19 protein-coding genes, 1 tRNA gene and 1 pseudogene are annotated in these 19,519 nt (G+C 60.2%); 11 read left to right on the forward strand and 10 right to left on the reverse strand.

The genetic code is table 11. The features are described from left to right. Positions 1–185: 185 nt before the first annotated feature. Together mgtA and ACVDG8_RS14050 are read right to left on the reverse strand one after the other, a co-directional pair. Complete coding sequence (gene mgtA / locus ACVDG8_RS14045) at positions 186–2,789, reverse strand: magnesium-translocating P-type ATPase (protein ID WP_447257346.1); 2,604 nt, start codon at positions 2,787–2,789, stop codon at positions 186–188. Positions 2,790–2,850: 61 nt separating this feature from the next. Continuing rightward, positions 2,851–3,663, reverse strand: coding sequence for a universal stress protein (locus tag ACVDG8_RS14050; protein ID WP_447255183.1), 813 nt, complete (start codon positions 3,661–3,663; stop codon positions 2,851–2,853). Between the two features lie 194 nt (positions 3,664–3,857). Between ACVDG8_RS14050 and ACVDG8_RS14055 the strand changes: the two genes are divergently transcribed. Beyond that, entirely contained in the window at positions 3,858–5,414 is a 1,557-nt protein-coding gene (locus ACVDG8_RS14055) for a PAS domain S-box protein (RefSeq protein WP_447255184.1), read from the forward strand. Beyond that, complete coding sequence (gene fixJ, locus ACVDG8_RS14060; RefSeq protein WP_447255185.1) at positions 5,401–6,015, forward strand: response regulator FixJ; 615 nt, start codon at positions 5,401–5,403, stop codon at positions 6,013–6,015. The genes ACVDG8_RS14055 and fixJ overlap by 14 nt, the downstream gene beginning before the upstream one ends. Here the strand turns inward: fixJ and ACVDG8_RS14065 are convergent. Further along, complete coding sequence (locus ACVDG8_RS14065) at positions 6,012–6,521, reverse strand: hypothetical protein (RefSeq protein WP_447255186.1); 510 nt, start codon at positions 6,519–6,521, stop codon at positions 6,012–6,014. The two genes, fixJ and ACVDG8_RS14065, sit on opposite strands and share 4 nt — an antisense overlap. 212 nt (positions 6,522–6,733) lie before the next feature. Here ACVDG8_RS14065 and hemA point away from each other — a divergent pair, with 212 nt between their 5' ends. Genes hemA through ACVDG8_RS14085 form a run of 4 tightly spaced genes read left to right on the forward strand, consistent with a single transcriptional unit; the run spans position 6,734 to position 9,718 of the window. Continuing rightward, positions 6,734–8,011 (forward strand): 5-aminolevulinate synthase, encoded by a 1,278-nt coding sequence (hemA, locus tag ACVDG8_RS14070; RefSeq protein WP_447255187.1) that lies wholly within the window; start codon positions 6,734–6,736, stop codon positions 8,009–8,011. A 12-nt stretch (positions 8,012–8,023) separates the two neighbouring features. Beyond that, a complete protein-coding gene (locus ACVDG8_RS14075; RefSeq protein WP_447255188.1) occupies positions 8,024–8,527 on the forward strand; it encodes a DUF2267 domain-containing protein in 504 nt (167 codons plus the stop codon). Between the two features lie 3 nt (positions 8,528–8,530). Continuing rightward, positions 8,531–9,268, forward strand: a complete 738-nt coding sequence (locus tag ACVDG8_RS14080; RefSeq protein WP_447255189.1) for a phosphoribosyltransferase — start codon at positions 8,531–8,533, stop codon at positions 9,266–9,268. Further along, positions 9,269–9,718 carry a pyridoxamine 5'-phosphate oxidase family protein gene (locus tag ACVDG8_RS14085; protein WP_447255190.1) on the forward strand — a complete coding sequence of 150 codons (450 nt, stop codon included), beginning with the start codon at positions 9,269–9,271 and terminating at the stop codon, positions 9,716–9,718. Between the two features lie 163 nt (positions 9,719–9,881). Here ACVDG8_RS14085 and ACVDG8_RS14090 read toward each other — a convergent pair whose 3' ends face one another. Further along, entirely contained in the window at positions 9,882–10,358 is a 477-nt protein-coding gene (locus ACVDG8_RS14090; protein WP_447255191.1) for a sulfocyanin-like copper-binding protein, read from the reverse strand. Between the two features lie 187 nt (positions 10,359–10,545). After that, positions 10,546–11,043: a sulfocyanin-like copper-binding protein gene (locus tag ACVDG8_RS14095; RefSeq protein ID WP_447255192.1), complete on the reverse strand. Its 498-nt coding sequence runs from the start codon at positions 11,041–11,043 to the stop codon at positions 10,546–10,548. A 170-nt stretch (positions 11,044–11,213) separates the two neighbouring features. Between ACVDG8_RS14095 and ACVDG8_RS14100 the strand changes: the two genes are divergently transcribed. Then, positions 11,214–11,576: a PepSY domain-containing protein gene (locus tag ACVDG8_RS14100; protein WP_447255193.1), complete on the forward strand. Its 363-nt coding sequence runs from the start codon at positions 11,214–11,216 to the stop codon at positions 11,574–11,576. Positions 11,577–11,619: 43 nt separating this feature from the next. Next, positions 11,620–12,150 carry a cytochrome b/b6 domain-containing protein gene (locus ACVDG8_RS14105; RefSeq protein WP_447257347.1) on the forward strand — a complete coding sequence of 177 codons (531 nt, stop codon included), beginning with the start codon at positions 11,620–11,622 and terminating at the stop codon, positions 12,148–12,150. Positions 12,151–12,294: 144 nt separating this feature from the next. On the opposite strand, the gene ACVDG8_RS14110 is transcribed toward ACVDG8_RS14105, so the two are convergent. After that, complete coding sequence (locus ACVDG8_RS14110) at positions 12,295–12,630, reverse strand: c-type cytochrome (RefSeq protein WP_447255194.1); 336 nt, start codon at positions 12,628–12,630, stop codon at positions 12,295–12,297. Positions 12,631–12,921: 291 nt separating this feature from the next. Here ACVDG8_RS14110 and ACVDG8_RS14115 point away from each other — a divergent pair, with 291 nt between their 5' ends. From ACVDG8_RS14115 to ACVDG8_RS14125, 3 genes are all read left to right on the forward strand, one after another. Beyond that, on the forward strand, positions 12,922–13,521 hold the full coding sequence (locus ACVDG8_RS14115) for a flavin reductase family protein (protein WP_447255195.1): 600 nt from the start codon (positions 12,922–12,924) through the stop codon (positions 13,519–13,521). Positions 13,522–13,728: 207 nt separating this feature from the next. Further along, entirely contained in the window at positions 13,729–14,361 is a 633-nt protein-coding gene (locus ACVDG8_RS14120; RefSeq protein WP_447255196.1) for a helix-turn-helix domain-containing protein, read from the forward strand. A 48-nt stretch (positions 14,362–14,409) separates the two neighbouring features. Continuing rightward, positions 14,410–14,925 (forward strand): N-acetyltransferase family protein, encoded by a 516-nt coding sequence (locus ACVDG8_RS14125; RefSeq protein WP_447255197.1) that lies wholly within the window; start codon positions 14,410–14,412, stop codon positions 14,923–14,925. A gap of 36 nt (positions 14,926–14,961) precedes the next feature. Here ACVDG8_RS14125 and ACVDG8_RS14130 read toward each other — a convergent pair whose 3' ends face one another. The 4 genes and pseudogenes from ACVDG8_RS14130 to ACVDG8_RS14145 form a co-directional block, all read right to left on the reverse strand. Beyond that, positions 14,962–15,306, reverse strand: coding sequence for a hypothetical protein (locus ACVDG8_RS14130; RefSeq protein WP_455707755.1), 345 nt, complete (start codon positions 15,304–15,306; stop codon positions 14,962–14,964). Between the two features lie 35 nt (positions 15,307–15,341). Next, positions 15,342–16,001 carry a hypothetical protein gene (locus ACVDG8_RS14135; RefSeq protein ID WP_455707756.1) on the reverse strand — a complete coding sequence of 220 codons (660 nt, stop codon included), beginning with the start codon at positions 15,999–16,001 and terminating at the stop codon, positions 15,342–15,344. A 198-nt stretch (positions 16,002–16,199) separates the two neighbouring features. Then, positions 16,200–18,589, reverse strand: a pseudogene (locus tag ACVDG8_RS14140) (phosphoketolase family protein). 771 nt (positions 18,590–19,360) lie between these two features. Beyond that, positions 19,361–19,437, reverse strand: a tRNA-His gene (locus ACVDG8_RS14145). Positions 19,438–19,519: the final 82 nt, after the last annotated feature.

The raw sequence follows: 19,519 nt of genomic DNA on the forward strand, positions 1-19,519 counted from the left end.
TGCTCCTGTTGGCATCAGTCAGCAGATGACGATGAAACCAGACTGTTGGAGCTGGAGCCTGGATACTTTGCGCCGGCGCAAAGAAGTGCGCTGTTATCTTGTTGGCAATCTCGCTCCCCGAAGCTCGCCGCGCCGCCAGCTTCGCGCACGACACCACCCCTTAGCGCATGAGCTTTTCGCATATGTCAGCGTGATGTGCTCGTCGCAACCTTCCTCATTATCTTCGGCTGAGCGCTGCGGCGGCTTCCCTTGCCAAACAGCCAATGCTTGGTGACCTCGGAGGCGACAACGTACAGAGCTGTGATCGCAAGCAACCCTGCAAGCACGGGCAGGGGAAGCGGCACGAACCCGAACCAGGCAGCAAATGGCGCATAGGGAAGAGCGACCGCGACGATGCCAATGCCGAGCGTCAGGCCAGCAAGCAGCCGGCTTGGGCGGCTTACCCAGAATGGATTCTGCGTGCGCACGATGAGCAGAATGGAGAGTTGGGTAAGCAGGGATTCGACAAACCAGGCTGTCTGGAATGTGGCCACGGTGGCGTGCACCACGAACAGGAGAAACGCAAAGGTCGCGAAGTCGAACAGCGAGCTGACAAGACCAAAACTGACCATGAACCTGCGGACGAAATGGATGTCCCACTGGCGGGGGCGCTGCAGCTGATCCGCATCGACATTGTCGCCGGCAATGGAGAGTGCGGGGATGTCGGACAGGAAATTGTTGAGCAGGATTTGTTTGGCCAACAGCGGCAGGAATGGCAAGAACAGCGAGGCGACGGCCATGCTGATCATGTTGCCGAAATTGGCGCTGGTCGTGATGGAAATGTACTTCATGGTGTTGGCGAATGTCTTGCGGCCGTCGTCAATGCCGCGCACCAGAATGCCAAGATCCCGCTGAAGCAGGATGATGTCGGCCGCTTCGCGCGCGACATCGACGGCAGTGTCTACGGAAATGCCGATATCAGCCTCATGAAGTGCGGGCGCGTCGTTGATGCCATCGCCAAGGTATCCGACGACATGACTTTTTCTGCGAAGCGCATCGACGATGCGCTCTTTTTGGTTGGGGTCGATTTCCACGAACAGATCGGTGCTGTCGACACTGGCGCAAAGACCGCTTTTCGTCAGTTTCGTCAGGTCTTCGCCGGTCATGATCTTGTCGGCGCGAAGACCAACAGCCTGCGCCAGATGCGCGGCGACATAGCGGTTGTCGCCGGTGATGACTTTGACCGCAATTCCGCGATTGGCCAGTGCAGCCAGCGTTTCCCTCACGCCGGCTTTCGGCGGATCGAGGAAGAGCAGGAAACCGGCGAAGACGAGCGCGTTTTCGTCGTCTCGGCTGAACTTCGCCTGCCCTTCGAAACGCCGGATCGCGAGACCGAGCACACGGTAGCCTTGCGCGCTCCAGCGCCGAAACTTGTCGTCGATTGCCGAACGGTGCCGGTCGTCCAATGCGCCTGAAGCTCCACCGGTGCCCAGAACGAAATCGCACACCTCAAGGATGTTCTGCACCGCGCCCTTGCTGATCAGAATCTGTTCAGCCCTGTCGTTGCGAACCACGACGGATAAGCGTTTGCGAATAAAGTCGTAAGGGATCTCCTCGACCTTCGTGAATCCGGCGCCCGCGCCATCCGCGAGCGGAGTGCCGGCAACGGCGTCGTCCAGTGGGTTCTTGAGTCCGGTCTGCAGGGTGGCGTTCAGATGCGCCCAGAGCAGAACATCGCTTGAAGGATTGCCTTCCAGGTCCAGCCACCCGTCGAGGTGGATCACGCCCTCGGTCAAGGTACCGGTTTTGTCCGTGCAAAGAAGGTCCATGCTTCCCAGATTCTCTATGGCATCGAGGCGGCGCACGATGACGCCGTTCGCCGCCATGGTCCGCGCGCCTCGAGCCAATGTGACGCTGATGATTGCGGGCAGCAGTTCCGGCGTCAGGCCAACCGCGAGCGCCAGAGAAAACAGAAGCGATTCGATCAGCGGTCGCGCGAGCATCAGGTTGGCGAAGAAGACCACAATCACGATAGCCAGCATGATCTCCGTCATCAGATAGCCGAACTGCCGAATGCCGCGCGCAAACCCTGTTTCAGGGATGCGCCTTTCGAGGGCGCTCGCGATCCGCGCGAACTCCGTGTTGGTTCCGGTGGCAACGGCGAGCACTTTGGCCGTGCCGCTGCGGACCGAGGTGCCGGTGAAGACTGCATTGAACCGCTGGGCGATTCCGGCTTCCGGTGTCGAGCGTCCCGCCGATTTTACAACCGGGAAAGTCTCGCCTGTCAGTACCGCTTCGCTGACATTGAAGTCCTGCGATTCCAGCACGACACCATCGACAGGGATGAGATTGCCGGCCGAAAGGCAGACCACGTCGCCAGGAACGATGTCCCGAGCGTCTATCGAGCGTTCGACGCTGTCGCGCAACACGTTGGCTTTGCGGGAAATCCGTTGCTGCAGCGCTTCCATTGCGCGAGATGCGCCATATTCCTGGGTGAAACTCAGGATGCAGCTTGCCAGCACGATCATGCCAATGATCGCGGCTTCATGGCCCTCCCCGACGAAACCCGACACGGCTGCCGCAAAAATCAGGATGAGAACCAGAGGGCTGCGAAACTGGCGGGCGAAAACTGTCCCAGCCGATCGCCTGGACCGTGACGACAGCGAATTTCGACCGAACTTTGCCAGTCGGACCGCCGCGCCGAAGCTTAGCAGCCCAGATGTTGATGTTCCCAGTAGCGTCACCAGCTGGTCTTTTTCGAGCGACCAATAGGCGCCGATGACACCTTGCGAGCGGCGATCGGATTGCATCTTGGTGGCGCTGTATGTCGCCTGTCGCACCAAATCGATTCTGCCGGTCGACATGGAAGCCTCAGTACGACATCAGGCGATTGATGCCGCTCTCCTGTACAAGCGTCCGGGTCATGCCGCCGAAGGCCCATTCACGCAATCGACTGTGGCCATAGGCGCCGGAGACGATCAGGTCCGCGTGGATCGAGCGCGCGAACGCAAGCAACCGTTCTGCGTCGGCGGCGCCGGAGAGCATTTCGGTCCTCGCCATGATGCCGTGGTGCTCGAGATAGACCGCTACATCGGCCAGGCTGTTGCGGGTGCTGTCATCGGGATCGCCATCTATCGTGGCGACGACCACTTCGTTGGCCTTAGAGAGGAAGGGCAAGGCATCGGTGATCGCCCTGCGCGCCTCCCTTGTATCCTTCCATGCGACGAGTACGGTCCTTGCCGGGACATGCTCGAAATTACTGGCGACGACGAAGACCGGCCGGCCGCTGCCCAGAACCAGGCTTCCGATGTCGACGGCGCGGAAGACATTTTCACCTTCGTCGCCCCCGGTCACGATCAGATCTCCCGCGCGAGCGAGAGCACTGAGCAGGCGGGTTGGACTACAGACCTGCTGCATCCATTCGCTGCTGATCGAGGACGGAACCAGCCTCTCGAATTCGCCGCGCAGTTCGGCGAGGCGCTTTTCGATTTCGGTGCGCTGAATCTGCATGACCTCGCCTTCATAGACCATGCCTTCGCCTGTCGCGACCAAAGGCGGGACATCCGCGGCCGCCAGACCGGTGAGATGGGCCCCAAAACGCTCCGCAAGCTCGATACCTACCTTCACGATGGCGGCTGGAGGCGCATCGACGGCGAGGTTCACGATTATTGACTTGTAGGCCATTGGACGCGCCTTTCACTGAAGCGGTTCTATCGCGCCACGAATTACATGCATGGGCGCCGCTTTCCTTGACGCGCGTCAAAGACCCCGCCAATTGCGATTGCGTCTCAAACCTTCGATCTCGATCCCGTTTTGTCTCTGAACGGAGAGGTGATAATCAGGCTTTCTTGCATGTGTCTCGAGCTCAGGAACCGCAGGTGATCCAAGACGAAGCACTCAGTTTGTCACCTGGCGGGACGACGCTGAAATCCCTGTTGTCGCAAATGTTCGATCAGGCTCCGGGATTCATGGCTCTGATACGCGAGCCTGGCCATGTATTCGTGCTGACCAATGCCTCCTACCAGCGACTCATCGGCGACCGGCAAATTATTGGAAAATCGGCGCGCGAGGCCTTTCCCGAACTCGAAAGACAAGAATTCCTCGAACGTCTCGACCGTGTATACTTGACCGGCGAGCCCTACAGCGGCAAAGGCGTGAAGGTTGGCCTCCGCAATAAAAGCGATGGGCCAATTGAAGAGCGCATCCTGGATGTCGTCTATCAGCCGGTCAGGGCCGATGATGGGCGAATAACTGCCATCTTCATTGAAGGCACGGATGTCAGCGATCTTTCTTTCGCGAATGCAGCGCTTCTGCTGCGCGAAGATCATCTGCGTTCGATCCTGGCGACCGTGCCCGATGCAATGGTCGTCATCGACGAGCAAGGCAGTATCCAGTCTTTCAGCACGGCTGCCGAAACGCTGTTCGGCTATCAGTCAGGCGAGGTCATTGGCAAAAACGTCAAAGTGCTGATGCCTCCGCCCTATCGCGACGAGCATGATGCCTATCTGCTGCGCTACCTGACGACGGGAGAGCGCCGGATCATCGGGCTCGGCCGCACCGTTACCGGGGCGCGTAAGGATGGCACGACTTTCCCGATGGAACTTTCCGTCGGCGAAATGCATCCGGGAACCGGACGCTTCTTCACCGGCTTCTGCCGCGATCTGACCGAGCAACACAAATCGGAGGCGAGGATACAGGAGCAGCAGCAGGAGCTGCTTCACATGGCCCGTTTCACCGCACTCGGCGAGATGGCATCGACGCTGGCGCATGAAATCAACCAGCCGCTGACAGCCATCACAAATTACCTCAAGGGCAGTCGCCGACTTCTCGAAAAGAGCAAGGATGACAACGCCGACCTGTTGCGCGAAGCCGTCGAGAGGGCTGCCGAGCAGGCCTTGCGGGCCGGGGACGTCATACGTCACCTTCGCGATTTCGTCGCTCGAGGCGAAAGCGAGCGCCAGGTGGAGCGTTTGACGACAATTATCGAGGAGGCCTCGTCGCTTGCGCTGGTAGGGGCCAGGGAAGCCGACGTGCGCGTCAGCTATGAGCTTGACCCGGCGGCTGAATTGGTTTTGACCGACCGTATCCAGATTCAGCAGGTCCTGCTCAACCTGATGCGAAACGCGGTTGAGGCAATGCAAGGGGCGCCACGCCGTGAGTTGCGCATGGTGACCAGGGCCCGCCCGGATGGAATGGCGGAGGTCAGCGTGAGAGACACAGGCCCGGGCCTGGCCCCGGAGATTTCGGCGCAACTGTTCCAACCCTTTGTCACCACCAAGAAACAGGGCATGGGCGTAGGCTTGTCCATTTGCCGCACTATCGTCGAATCGCATGGCGGTCATATTTGGGCCGAGGCAATACCCGATGGCGGGACGGCGTTCCGCTTCACGTTGCGCATTGTCGAAAAGGACGAGGTCGCTCATGGCAGGCAATGATGTCGTGCACGTCGTCGACGACGACGTCGACGTTCGCAAATCGCTGGGCTTTCTTCTCGCGACGGCCGATTTTGCCGTCCGCCTGCATGAGTCGGCGACAGCTTTTCTGGCCTCAGCGACGAAAGCCATCGATGGCTGCATCCTGACCGATGTGCGCATGCCCGGCATCGATGGCATCGAATTCCTGCGGCAGCTCAGAGCTCGCGGAGACGCTGTTCCAGTGATTGTCATGACGGGTCACGCGGATGTTGCGCTGGCTGTTCAGGCAATGAAGGAGGGAGCCGCCGATTTCATTGAGAAGCCGTTCGACGACAACATTCTCATCGATGCCATCCGCCTGGCGCTGGACAACCGCAGTCACGCGGCAGTGACCCACCCGCAAGCCGCAGAGATTCGCCAGAGCCTGGCTGGACTGTCGGAGCGTGAGCGGCAGGTGCTCGATGGCTTGGTCTCTGGTTTGCCCAACAAGACAATCGCCTACGATCTAGGAATTAGCCCGAGAACGGTCGAAATCCATCGCGCGAACGTCATGAGCAAAATGGGCGCTGGCAGCCTGTCGCATCTGGTGCGCATGGCATTGATCGCGGACGCCAAGCACTAGGATGAAACAGGAAGCAAGTCCGATTGCTTCTCTCTTGGCACCCAGTCCCTCCAATGCGTTGGACGGATGTCAACGCGAGTGCCGGTTGTGGCGTCTTTCCAGCCATCCCGACCTTTTTCACAAGGGAACACGAGCGCGTGCATCCCGTCGTCGTCAATGACGGCCAATTCGAGGCTGCGGCCATATGGGGCGCTTGCGATCGGATTCCACATCTTGTCATTATGAAAGAATGGCACGTGCGGCGCTTTGATTTGAATCATTTTGGCCGCGTTTGCGATGCTGGGAAAAATGTAAGTCGGCTCATTTGGCCGTACAGCCTCCGTCAACCGGATGATAGCTGCCCGTGATGAAATTGGCGTTGCGGGAAGCAGATCAGGGCCGAAACATCTTCCGGCGTTGCGAGGCGGGTGCAGGCCGGCAAGCAGTCCGATCGTCGCCGCGATCTTCGTCAGCCCGACCAGCGCTTGCTTGGACCGCGCAACGAGTCGGTCGACGACAAGCCTCACTGCCGAATGGACCATCTACCGGAGCGGTCGTACCCCCAACGTCGCTATCACAAAAGCTCGCATGGGCGGCTGGCTTCTGGTTCGCCTAATCTTGCGAGGACTGTCCATGAAGATTGACGTGGCTCAATGCGGGCTGTCGCTCCGTTTGCAAGGTGACGCAAGCGCGGGACCTCCTGTCGCCGCTCGGCATTTGCCATTCGGGAGACCAGACAATGAATTATCAGCGGTTCTTCGAAGACGCGATCGACCAGCTCCATGCCGAGCGGCGCTACCGCGTTTTCGCCGACCTCGAGCGTATCGTGGGCAAGTTTCCGCGCGCCATCTGGCGCTCCAATGGGCGCGCCCAGGAAATAACCGTATGGTGCTCCAACGACTATCTCGGCATGGGCCAGAATGCCGATGTCATCGCCGCCTTCCAGAACGCGGCCGGCAAGATGGGCTCGGGCGCCGGCGGCACCCGCAACATTTCCGGCACGTCCAACCCGCTGGTCGAGCTCGAGCATGAGCTTGCCGACCTGCACGACAAGGAGGCGGCACTCGTCTTCACCTCGGGCTTTGTCTCCAACGAGGCGTCGATCTCGACCATCGCCCGGCTTTTGCCCAATTGCCTGATCATCTCGGACGAGTTCAACCACGCCTCGATGATCGAAGGCGTGCGCCGTTCGGGCGCCGAAAAGAAGATCTTCCGCCACAACGACGTCACACATCTGGAAAGCCTGCTGCAGGCGGCAGGCAGAGAGCGCGCCAAGCTGATCGTGTTCGAGAGCGTCTATTCGATGGACGGCGACATCGCCCCGATCAGAGAGATCGTCGAGCTTGCCGAGCGCTACAACGCCATGACCTATATCGACGAGGTCCATGCGGTCGGCATGTACGGACCGCGCGGCGGCGGCATCACCGAGCGCGAGGGCCTGGCCGATCGCATCGACATCATCGAAGGCACGCTGGCCAAGGCGTTCGGCACGCTGGGCGGCTACATCACCGGCACCAGCGCTGTCATCGATGCCGTGCGCTCCTACGCGCCGGGCTTCATCTTCACCACCGCGCTGCCGCCGGCGATCGCCGCGGCCGCCACCACCTCGATCCGGCATCTCAAGCGTTCGCAGACCGAGCGCGACGCGCAGCAGTGCCAGGCGGCCACGACCAAGCAGATCCTCTCCGCCGCCGGCCTGCCGGTGATGGAATCGGCCACCCACATCGTGCCGGTGCTGGTCGGCGATCCCGAGCTCTGCAAGATGGCCAGCGACCGCCTGCTCGGCGTGCACGGCATCTACATCCAGCCGATCAACTATCCGACCGTGCCGCGCGGCACGGAGCGACTGCGCATCACGCCGACGCCGTTCCACTCCGACGCGCTGATCGCCGAATTGCAGGACGCGCTGGTCGAGACCTGGGATGCGCTGGGCATTTCCTACGGCTCGGCCGGACGGCCAGCCGTGGCCAAGAGCGACCGGATCGTTCCGTTCCTGATGACATCGTCAGGCGGCTGACGCTGAGGACGTTTGATCCGCCTCAATGCGGGAAGGCACCAGACGTTAGAAAAGAGGCGACCCGAAAGGATAGCCGACATGACACACTCAGGATCCCATTCTCCTTTCAAAGGTTTCACACATGCAGCCGAACAGGCGCAGCAGTGGGTCAATGACCTCGCCAGGGATTTGGACTGGAGTGAACAGAGCGCTTTCCGGCTGCTGAAGTCGGTCCTCCAAACACTGAGGGACTGGCTTTCGCCGGCAGAAATCGCTGACCTTTCGGCCCAATTGCCGACGCTGATCAGAGGCATCTATTTCGAGGGCTGGAAGGCTGACGATCCGCAACGGGAGCGGAAGAAGCGCGACTTCATCATCGCCGTCAGGACCAGATTCAGCTACGAAGCCGACATCGACATCGAGAAGGCGATCAAGGCGGTGTTCGAGCTTCTCGAACAGCACCTCTCCCACGGCGAGCTCATACAGGTTCGCAAATCGATGAAGAAGACGCTGCGCGACATGTGGCCGGGGGCTTGATCGATGTTCCGAGATCGCCAGGAAGCCGGGCAGAAACTCGGCATCGAGCTCCAGAAACTTCGGCTGCCAAATCCCGTTGTCCTCGCGTTGCCGGGAGGCGGCGTTTGTGTCGCGGCCGAGATTGCCAAGGCGCTCAATGCTCCGCTTGATCTGGTCATCGTGCGAAAGATCGGAGCGCCGCGGAATGCGGAGCTCACGCTCGCCGCGATCGTCGACGGCGACCCTCCGGACATTGTACTCAACAGGGAGATAATCGAGGTCTGTTCCCTCGACGATGATGAACTTCGCATCCTGATCGCAAGGGAGCGCCCCGAACTTGAGCGTTGCAGTAGGGCTTGCCGCGGCAAGCATCGGCCTTTGTCGATCGCCGGCAAGACGGCAATTGTCGTCGACGATGGGGTTGCGACCGGAACCACGATGAAGGTTGCGATACGCGCTCTGAAAAGGCGATCTCCCCGGGAGATCGTCATCGCTCTCCCGGTTGCGCCGACGGGCACGCTAACCGATCTAGCCCAAGAGGCCGATTGGACCGTATGCCTCGGCCAGCCGACCCGCTACCGGGGGGTCAGTCAACACTACCTGAATTTCCCGAAGATGTCCGACACTGAAGTCCTCGCCATTATGGACGAAGCCGACCGGACGCAAAACGCCCGCCGGCGCCGCGAACAGCGACGGCTCATTTCGAACGCAGCAAAGAAGTCCCGACGCCAATCCGTCGCGGAGGGACAGGAGGAAGCCTAGATGCTCATCCGGACGCTATCCACCCTGGAATGCACGCGATTGTTGACAGCCAACCGCGTTGGCCATCTGGCCTGTGCGAAAGATGGGCAGCCCTATATCGTGCCTTTCTACTATGCCCATGCCGACAATCACCTCTATGCGTTTTCCATGCCGGGCAAGAAGATCGAGTGGATGCGCGCCAACCTGCTGGTCGCTGTACAGGTCGACGAACGCGGCCACGGGCGGGGATGGAGGAGCGTGGTTGTTGAGGGCCGCTATGAGGAGCTTCCCGACCGGATCGGGCACAAGGTTCAGCGCGATCATGCCTGGGCGTTGCTGAGCAAGCACGCCGACTGGTGGGAGCCCGGTGCGCTCAAACCCGAGACGGCCACAGTTGCGGAAAGCCAGCCGCACGTCTTCTTCCGCATCGCCATCACAGCGGTTTCGGGGCGGGAGGCGCTCGACGCTTGATCTGTGCGGACTAGGTCCTATTTTCGAGAACATCTCTCGGCGACGAGACTGCGGCACCTCTGGTGAGGCACATGCTTGATCCAACGCAATGCCGAAGCGGCGGAAATGCGCCGAACGCCCGTCGCGCTTTCTGGCGCAACGGGCTATGGTGTTAGATCACCACCTACTTGACCAGGATTGTCGCCCACATTCCATTCATGAAGTGACCGGGGATATTGCAGAAAACGGCGTAGGTGCCCGGTTTGAGGTCGAGAATTAGCGATCCGGTCTTGCCCGGATCGAGCTCGGATACCTCGCCGAGATGCCCCGCCGCATCCTCGTTGACGCGATTCTCATTGGGTGCATAGGGCAACGCGGTTTTCTTGGCATCTGCGACCGGCACAACGATCATCTCGTGGACCGTGTCCTTGGAGATGTTGCTGACTTGGAAAGTAATTTTACCTGCCGGCACGACGGTCTGGTCCAGCTTGATCCTCATGGTTGCCATGCTCATGTTCGCCGGCATGCCTAATCCCATCTTGGCATCGGTGTTCACGACACCGTCCTTGTCCCATAGCTTGACGTTTACCGTCGCGTTTGCGAAGGCCGGCGCCGACGCTGTTAAGAGGACCAAGACCAGTCCGGATTTGAAAAGCTGCATGTTCAAAAAGCTCCTGAACGCATGCGGCGACCGCGCAGGCGGTGGTTTTGTGAATCATTGCTGGTCGCGGAACCCGGCTAGAACAGCAAAGCTGACAACAGCCTGACAGCGGAGTCAGGCGACCAGGGAGCACCGTCGGCCTCGCATTGCGCCAACCATAATGACAAGCGTGTCAACCACGGCCCGCTTACGGATCCACGGTGAATTCGGCCCACATACCGGCCCCGTAGTGACCTGGCACGTTGCAGATGAGCAAGTATTTTCCAGCCTTCAGGTCGACGGTCAAAGTACCTGATTTGCCGGGATCAAGCTCCGAAACCTCACCCTTATCGCCCGCCTTGTCTTCGTCGACCCGGTTCTCGGCGTCAACATAAGGAAGCGACTTGCCAGGATCGGCAAGGTACATAACGATCATTTCGTGAACGGTGTCCTTGGAATCATTTTTAACATTGAAGGTCACCTCCCCGGCCTTCACCGCACCGGGCAAAGCCTTGATGCCCATGGTCGCCTTGGCCAGATCAAGGCCTGGCGTCTCATAGGCAAGGCCCATCGGCATCTCCATACTCGCGCCCTTGTCCCACAGTGAGACTTGAACAAGCGCGGCAGCCTGGACGGCGCCGGCATTGCCGGCCATGAGCATTGCGCCAGTGAGCCCGAGCGCCGCTCTCCTTGATTTGGCGTTCATTGGAATCCCTCCTTCAGGACGGAGCAGAAGCGCTCCCAATCCCGACCGTCATGCTGCTCGCCGTGTCAGACGCCGTCCTTGCGCCAGATCAAACCGACTGGCGGGAGCCTGATCCGCAGCGCCATACAACTGTCAGCCGGTTGTCAGCTTGAATTGATTATGCCGCACCGATGACGGTCACATCGCCGTCTGACCAAAGCCGATCCGCATCCCACCCACAGGCGCAACATCAGCGCTTTCAGAATGGAGCCACCATGTACCGCACACTTACGTTAGTCGCCCTGGCGGGATTGATTGCAGCGCCAGCCCTCGCCGCCGGCGGCAGTTGCAGCGCCGCGCCAAAATCGCAATTCAAGCCCAAGGCAACGCTCGAGGCGCAATTGATCGGCGAAGGCCTCACCGTCCGCCAGATCAAGGTGGAGAAGGGCTGCTACGAAGTCTACGCGGTCGACAAGGCCGGCAAGAAAGTGAACCTGGCCTATAATGCCGAGACCCTTGAAAAGCTTGACAATGCCGAAGCCGGCGAAAATTGATCTGAGTGTTTCAGCGACCGCGGACGCGCAACCATCTCCGGAGATGGTGCGCGTCTGGGACTGGGTGGTACGAAGTTTCCACTGGGCACTGGCGCTCAGCTTCGTCACCGCCTGGTTCACCTCCCATTCCTCCGAGGACATTCACCATTGGGCTGGCTATGCCGCCGCCGTGCTGGTCGCGATGCGGCTCTTGTGGGGCGTCGTGGGCACGCCCTATGCGCGGTTCTCGCAATTCGTGCGTGATCCGGTGACGGTGCTGCGTTACCTCTGGGCAATACTGAGCGGTCGCGAAGCCCGCTACATCGGCCACAATCCAGCCGGCGGAGCGATGGTGATCGTGCTGATTGCAGCGATGGCTTCAACCGCACTGACCGGATGGCTGATGACGACGGATGCCTATTTCGGCGTATCGTGGGTCGAGGCGGTGCATAGCCTGGCAGCGCACGGCCTGCTGCTGCTTGTCTTCCTGCACATTGGCGGTGTCGCGCTGGCAAGCTGGCGCCATCGTGAAAACCTTGTCCGGGCCATGATTACGGGGCGAAAACGCAAGGCAGCATCTGCCGACATCGACTGAGGACCTGTCGAAGCACCAGCCTCCTGCTCCTCTCGAAGATCATGGCGCTTAAGCGACCGTTCAACCTCTCGACCGCTGAAACTTGGTTGTTCAGTCCGAAAGATAAGGTACATCAGCCCGATCGCAGCGCCGAAGGTCAACTTTTCAGCGTCGGCCAAGACTTTTGATGTAGGAGAGGATGGCATCGATCTGGTCGGGCGATGCGACGAACTCCGGCATGTCGGGATGGCCCGTCGAAATCCCCTCGGCCAGCGCCTCCTGCAGATCATCGATTGGATAGCGGTTGGACAAAGTCCGGAAGGGTGGCGCATCGGGATGGGTGCTTTTGTCGGCCAGGCCGATGGCATGGCAGCGCGAACAGTTCGTCTCGACCAGCGCCTTGCCGGTCGCGATTTGAAAATTATCGCCAGCCGACGCCGAGAGGACCCAAAGGAGTGCACCTCCGAACAAAAGGGGCCTAAGGACGGTGCGCGGTTCCATGAAACTCTTTCGCCCCGACGTCAGTGCCCGATCCTTGTCTGACGAGGCCGTCCATGGCGGCCAAAACCAGGGCTTGCCGCGGGCGCCCTGAGGCGCTTGGCCAACACCAGTTCGAAATAGACTGCGGCCCCGGCGAGGTAGGCAAATCCGAGCATGGCGCTCCAAAGGACGATATAGGCGGACATGGTGTGATCCTTTCGTAGATCCTGTCCGACCATCACAGAGCGGACCAACAAGACATTGATCCCGATCAAGCCGTCCGGCACGATTTGACCCTGGTCAAGGCGACGAGTGCTCTCGACCGGCACAACACAGGAGGCGATCGCGCTCGAAGATACAAACGGGGTTAACATGACGTTCGAGGAACTCCCGTTAACGGAAGTCCGTCGGTTGATTGAGCCGGGCCCGGTCGTTCTGTTGGCAACCCGTTCAGCCAAAGGCCGCGCCAACGTAATGGCCATGTCCAGGCACATGATGGTCGACTTCACGCAGCCAAAGATCGCCTGCGTGGTGTCGAGCAACGATTATTCCTTTGCAGCCCTACACACGACCAAGGAGTGCGTGATCGCCATTCCTCGGGTTGGGCTGGCGGAGAAGGTTCTGCGTGTGGGTAACTCTTCGGGTAGAGACACGGACAAGTTCGCGACCACCTGGCTGACGCCGCTTCACGCCGAGCGCGTGTCGGTGCCCCTTGTCGCGGAGTGTTTTGCCAATCTCGAATGTCGCGTCGTCGACACCCGCCTGGTCAACAAATACAATCTCTTCGTTCTGGAGGTTCTGAAAGCCTGGATCGATCCGGCTGGGCCGCCGCCCAAGACCCTTCATCATTTGGAAAAGGGGGCCTTCGCGGTGGATGGCGAGACCCTGCATTTCTCCTCGGCCGTTCGCTGAAGGGCCAAGACGGGGTGAATTCATCCCCCGATCGCGTGCTTTGATCGCCATCAAGGAAAGCGCGATCACGCAAGCAAGCTTCAGCATCTATCTCGTTTTCGGTGCCACCGGGTGCACTAGGTAGTTCTCCTTAGGGACATAACCGAATTTCGGTCGACTCGAATTCGCGCGATTGCTGTGGTCACGGATCAACCCGGAAACACAGCCATGCACGCTCGACAGATCGCCAACATTGAACTGCCAACGCAAAGCGCTGTCCATCTCGATGGAGCTCAGGCACAGCCGATCAGCTTCTTCCCGGCCGGTACCGAGATCTACGCCCAGGGCGAGAAGGCCGGCCCGCTTTACCAGGTCGAATTCGGCGCAGTGCGCGTATACCGCCTGCTGGCTGACGGCCGCCGACAAATCAGCGCGTTCCATATGGCTGGAGAGACATTCGGCTTCGAGGCCGACACCACGCACCATTTCTTCGCCGAGGCAATCAATGCGACCGGCATCCGCGTTGTCCGGATCGCCGCAGCCGCAGATATGTCTCGCCAGTTGCTGCCGTTGGCCCTCAAGGGTCTGATCAGAGCCCAGGAACACCTCCTGGTCCTCGGCCGCCAGAACGCTATCGAACGCGTAGCTGCGTTCCTGGTCGACATGACCGGACGCCAGGGCGGCTTGCGCCAGGTCGAGCTGCCGATGTCGCGACTGGATATCGGCGACTATCTCGGCCTGACCATCGAGACGGTGTCGCGGGTCTTCACCCGCCTGAAAGACAAAGGCGTCATTCGCCTTCTTGGCCTGCGCAGCGTCGAGATCCTCAAGCAGGACGTGCTGTTCGACTTGGGCGAATAGCGCCTCAGCGCCCGGACGGCGGTCGACAACCCTAAGGACCATACGACAATGACCAGGACACTTACCACCCACACCGGATTTTGTTTCGAAGTACGACGCGCGCGCCCGGAAGACGAGCCGACATTGGCAGAGTTCTTCACCCATGTGACACCTGAAGATCTGCGCTTCCGCTTTCTCGGCGCGGTGCGGGAAGTTTCGCACGAACGGCTGGTTGCGATGACCCGCTCCGACGATGCCCACGTCCATAATTTCCTGGCATTCGCACCCGACGGAATGTTGATCGCGGTGGCGACGCTAGCCAGCGATCCCGCCGATCGGCGTGGCGAGGTCGCCATCTGCATTCGCGACGACCGCAAGCATGTTGGGGTGAGTTGGGAATTGCTCGCCCACATCGCACGATTTGCCGATGAGCACGGCCTTGAATCGATCGAGTCCATCGAGAGCAGGGAAAATCGCGCGGCGATCGAGCTGGAGCGCGACATGGGCTTCACCGTCACGGCGGACCCTGATGATCCAACGCTCGTTCTGGTTCAGCGAAAGCAAGGCGCCAAGTTGCCGGCATAGTCACTGCCGCCTGGCCTCAGACGCAGGAGCGACCGCTCAGAATGTAAGCAATTCCCTTGCCACGGCGTGCTGCTCGTCGGCAGGAATGACGAGAATATCGACACGTGACGTTGCCGCGCTGACCAGCATATCGCCACGCCGGTTCAGGTCTTCATCAAGCTCCAGGCCAAGCCACTCGGCAGCCTGGCAGATTTTCTGCCGGATCAGCGGCGCGTGCTCGCCAATCCCCGCGGTGAACACCAGTGTGTCGAGTCCTCCGAGCGCGGCGACAAGTGAGCCGATCTCTCGCCCAACACGATAGACGAAAAGGTCGATAGCCTTGATGGCCGCGGGGTCCTTCGCTTCGAGCAAGATTTGCATGTCTCCGGAAATGCCGGACACGCCCAGCAGGCCGGAACGTTCGTAAAGTAGGTCGGTCAGGTCCTCCCTGACAGCTTCCGCTCCCGCAGAAGGTGCAGGATCACGCCCGGATCCAGCGCGCCACAGCGGGTACTCATGACGAGACCATCAAGCGTCGAAAACCCCATGGTCGTGGCCACGCTAGCCCCGGCCCGCATGGCGCACAGGCTGGCTCCACTGCCAAGGTGCGCGACGATCGCGCGGCCGCCGGCGTGGGCGTCGTAGCGCCCCTGAAGCTTTTCGGCGATGTGGCTGTAGGATAGTCCGTGAAAGCCATAGGAAACGATCCCCTGCTCCGACATCTCCCGAGGCAGGCCGTAGAGCTTGGCAAGCTCCGGCCGCGCTGTATGAAATGCCGTATCGAAGCAGCCGACCTGGATGGCTTGCGGCACCAGCTCGCTCGCCAGTGCAACGATCTCGAGATTGATGGCCTGATGGATCGGCGCGAGCGGCTCAAGCCGGTGCAGGGCTGCCAGTGTGTCAGCGTCGAGCCGCACTGCCTCGGCGAACGCCAGGCCGCCATGAACGATTCGGTGGCCGATCTTGCCGATCCGCCGCAGATAATCGCGATCGGCCAGCAATGAGGCCACTGCGGAGAATGCCTTGGCGATGTCGATTGGTCCCTCGCCGAGGCTCCTGTCGATTTCAGGAGCCTCTGCGAGGGCCTTGGTGCGCAAGCGCGGATGTCGCCCGATCGACGAGACGCTGCCGCGCAATAAAGAGTAAGATCCGACTGGTCTTCGAAGACCGCGAACTTCAGGCTTGATGAGCCGCCATTGAGGACGAGGATCGCATCACGCATGCTCGTCATGTCCCATGCGCCGTCCGACAAAAGATGATGCAAACAATCTGGGACGCAGCCACATCATTGCTTGCTATTCCCATTTCCAGCCGAGGATCTCCGGCATGTCCTGCCCATGAGCTCGGATATAGGCGCGATGTTCGATCAGCTTGCCTTGCATCGCATGTTTCAGCGCGACATGCGCACCGGTCGGCTCCGGGATACGGTCAAGCACACTCAGCACAAGATGATACCGGTCAAGGCCATTAAGGACGGTCATGTCGAAAGGCGTCGTGGTCGTGCCTTCTTCGTTGTAGCCGCGCACATGGATGTTGTTGTGGTTGGTCCGTCGGTAGGTCAAGCGATGGATGGTCCAGGGATAGCCATGATAAGCGAAGATCACCGGCCTGTCCTTCGTGAAGAGCGCGTCGAAGTCGCGGTCGGACAGGCCGTGGGGATGATGTTCCTTGGGCTGCAGGGTCATCAGGTCGACAATGTTGACCACCCTGATCTTCAGGTTTGGCACATGCTGTTTCAGGATCTGGACGGCGGCAAGCGTCTCGAGCGTCGGCACGTCGCCGGCGCATGCCATGACCACGTCTGGCTCGGCACCATGGTCCGTCGATGCCCAGTCCCAGATGCCAATGCCGGAATTGCAGTGAACGATCGCATCATCCATCGCCAGCCACTGCCAGGATGGCGCCTTGCCGGCGACAATGACGTTGATGCGGTTCCAGGTCTGCAGCACATGGTCGGTCACGCACAGCAGGCTGTTGGCATCCGGCGGCAGGTAGACGCGCACGACATCGGCCTTCTTGTTCAGGGCAACGTCGATGAAGCCCGGATCCTGGTGGCTGAAGCCATTGTGTTCCTGGTGCCAGACGTGGCTCGACAACAGATAGTTCAGCGACGAGACCGGACGTCGCCAAGGCAGCTTGCGGCTGGCGTCCAGCCATTTCGCATGCTGGTTGAACATGGAATCGATGATGTGGGTGAAGGCCTCATAGCAGGAGAAAAAGCCGTGCCGGCCGGTAAGCAGATAGCCTTCCAGCCAGCCCTGACAGGTGTGCTCGAAAGGATCTCGATCACCTTGCCGTCGCGGCCGAGATGAACGTCTTCGGGAAGGATCTCTTCCATCCAGGCGCGCTCGGTGACTTCAAACACATCCTGAAGCCGGTTTGACGCCGTCTCGTCGGGCCCCACGATGCGGAAGTTCCTGGCATCTTGATTGAGCGCCATCACGTCGCGCAGGAAGTGACCCATGACCCGTGTCGACTCGGCCTTCACGGCTCCGGGACGCTCGATCGAAATCGCGTGCTGGTGGAGACCAGGCAAGTCGAGAGAGCGGCGCAGCAGGCCGCCATTGGCATGCGGATTGGCGCTCATGCGCCTTGATTCCTGAGGAGCGGTGGCGCGGATCGCGGCCACTGGCGCACCCGTCGCATCGAACAGTTCTTCAGGTCGGTAGCTGCGCAGCCATTCCTCCAGCATCTTCAGATGTGCGGGATTTTCAGCAAGCCCAGACAAGGGAACTTGATGCGAGCGCCAAAAGCCCTCAGTCTTCAGTCCGTCGACCTCCTTGGGGCCTGTCCAGCCCTTCGGGCTGCGCAGCACTATCATCGGCCATCTCGGCCGAGACTGCGCAGACGCGCCGTCTTCGCGAGCCGCCGCCTGGATCTCCTCGATGCGATCCAGAGCATCGTCGAGCGCGACCGCCATCTTCTCATGCATCAATGCCGGTTCGTGGCCCTCGACGAACAGCGGCTCGTAGCCGTAACCGACGAACAGGGCGCGCAATTCCTCTTCGGGGATACGGGCGAGGATGGTCGGATTGGCGATCTTGTAGCCATTGAGATGCAGGATCGGCAGCACGGCGCCGTCGCGTACCGGGTTGAGGAACTTGTTGGAATGCCAGGCCGTGGCAAGCGGTCCGGTTTCCGCCTCGCCGTCGCCGACCACGCAGGCGACGATCAGGTCCGGGTTGTCGAACGCCGCGCCATAGGCGTGGGAGAGCGAATAACCTAACTCTCCGCCCTCGTGGATCGATCCGGGAACATCCGGCGCTGCATGGCTGGGGATGCCGCCTGGAAACGAGAATTGGCGGAACAGCTTCTTCATGCCGCTTTCGTCCAGCGAGATGTCCGGGTTGACTTCGCTGTAGGTGCCCTCGAGATAGGTGTTCGCCACCATGGCGGGTCCGCCATGGCCGGGGCCGCAAACATAAATGACGTTGGCGTCGCGCTGCCGGATGGCGCGGTTGAGATGGGCGTAGATAAAGCTGAGCCCAGGCGATGTTCCCCAATGGCCAAGCAGCCGCGGCTTGACATGATCGAGGCGAAGCGGTTCGCGCAGCAGCGGATTGTCGAGCAAATAAATCTGCCCGATCGTCAGATAGTTGGCGGCACGCCAATAGGCGTCGATATCGTGTAACTCCTGCCTGGATAGACGCTTCGTCTCAGTCGCCTTTCTCGTACGGTCGTCCATTCCACATTCCTCTGATTTCCTGGCTCGAGCTGTCCAATCCCGAGCGACTGTATCTAGCCGGAGGACTGGGTCCGTTTCGGCCCTTTATCGACGTTTCACAGGTATCCCAACTGCTGTGTGGACCATCGCTGACACGAGCCGGCTGGCATTCTAGGCTTGGCAACCGCGGTAAGCTTTGATGCAACGCAAATCGGGCCGGCCGAAACGAGCATCGCAGTCTTTCGCTTTTTTGGCGGACCGTCGGCAGCCAGATACAAGATCAAATCCATATGCCATTGGCTTCTTGGAGACGGTCGCTGAATTCCGCGTGCTCACGCTCGCGCAGCGCCAAACAATCATCCAGGATGTAGCGATGGTAACTGGGACCTAGCGCGACGTTGACAAGGCGGCAGCCGCCCGATCGGCCGCGATCACCCGTATGGCCAGCGCCTCCCGGCATGCCGATTTCAAAAAGGCACAAGCGCGCTAGGCACGCAGCCTTTCCAGGGCGTTCCGGCCGCCCACGACTATCGGGACCGGATCTGCATACAAGCTGAACTCAGCATCCGCCTGCCTGGGCGATTCCGGTTTGATTTTACTTCCCAAGTAACCCGACGGTTTCCGTCTATGATCGTCGTGCAGTCGCAAAAAGCTCTTGATATCAATGGGTTGGTGTCACTGTCCGTGCCCGGCAATCACCGTTTGGGCTACCAAATTGTGCTACCTATTGTGATGCAAATTTCGGCCAAAGGACGAAATTCACCAACAAATTCAGACACTTGATGGGGCCGATGGTACCGTTGGCTGGGATCGAACCAGCGACCTCCGGATCCACAATCCGGCGCTCTAACCATCTGAGCTACAACGGCACGTCTGCCTGAGAAGGATCGCGGTGTAAGTCTCCGATATCCGCTCTGTCGTCGGCGACGCGTCCAATACGGGCTATCGGAT

The sequence above is a fragment of the Mesorhizobium sp. ORM8.1 genome (assembly GCF_053005525.2).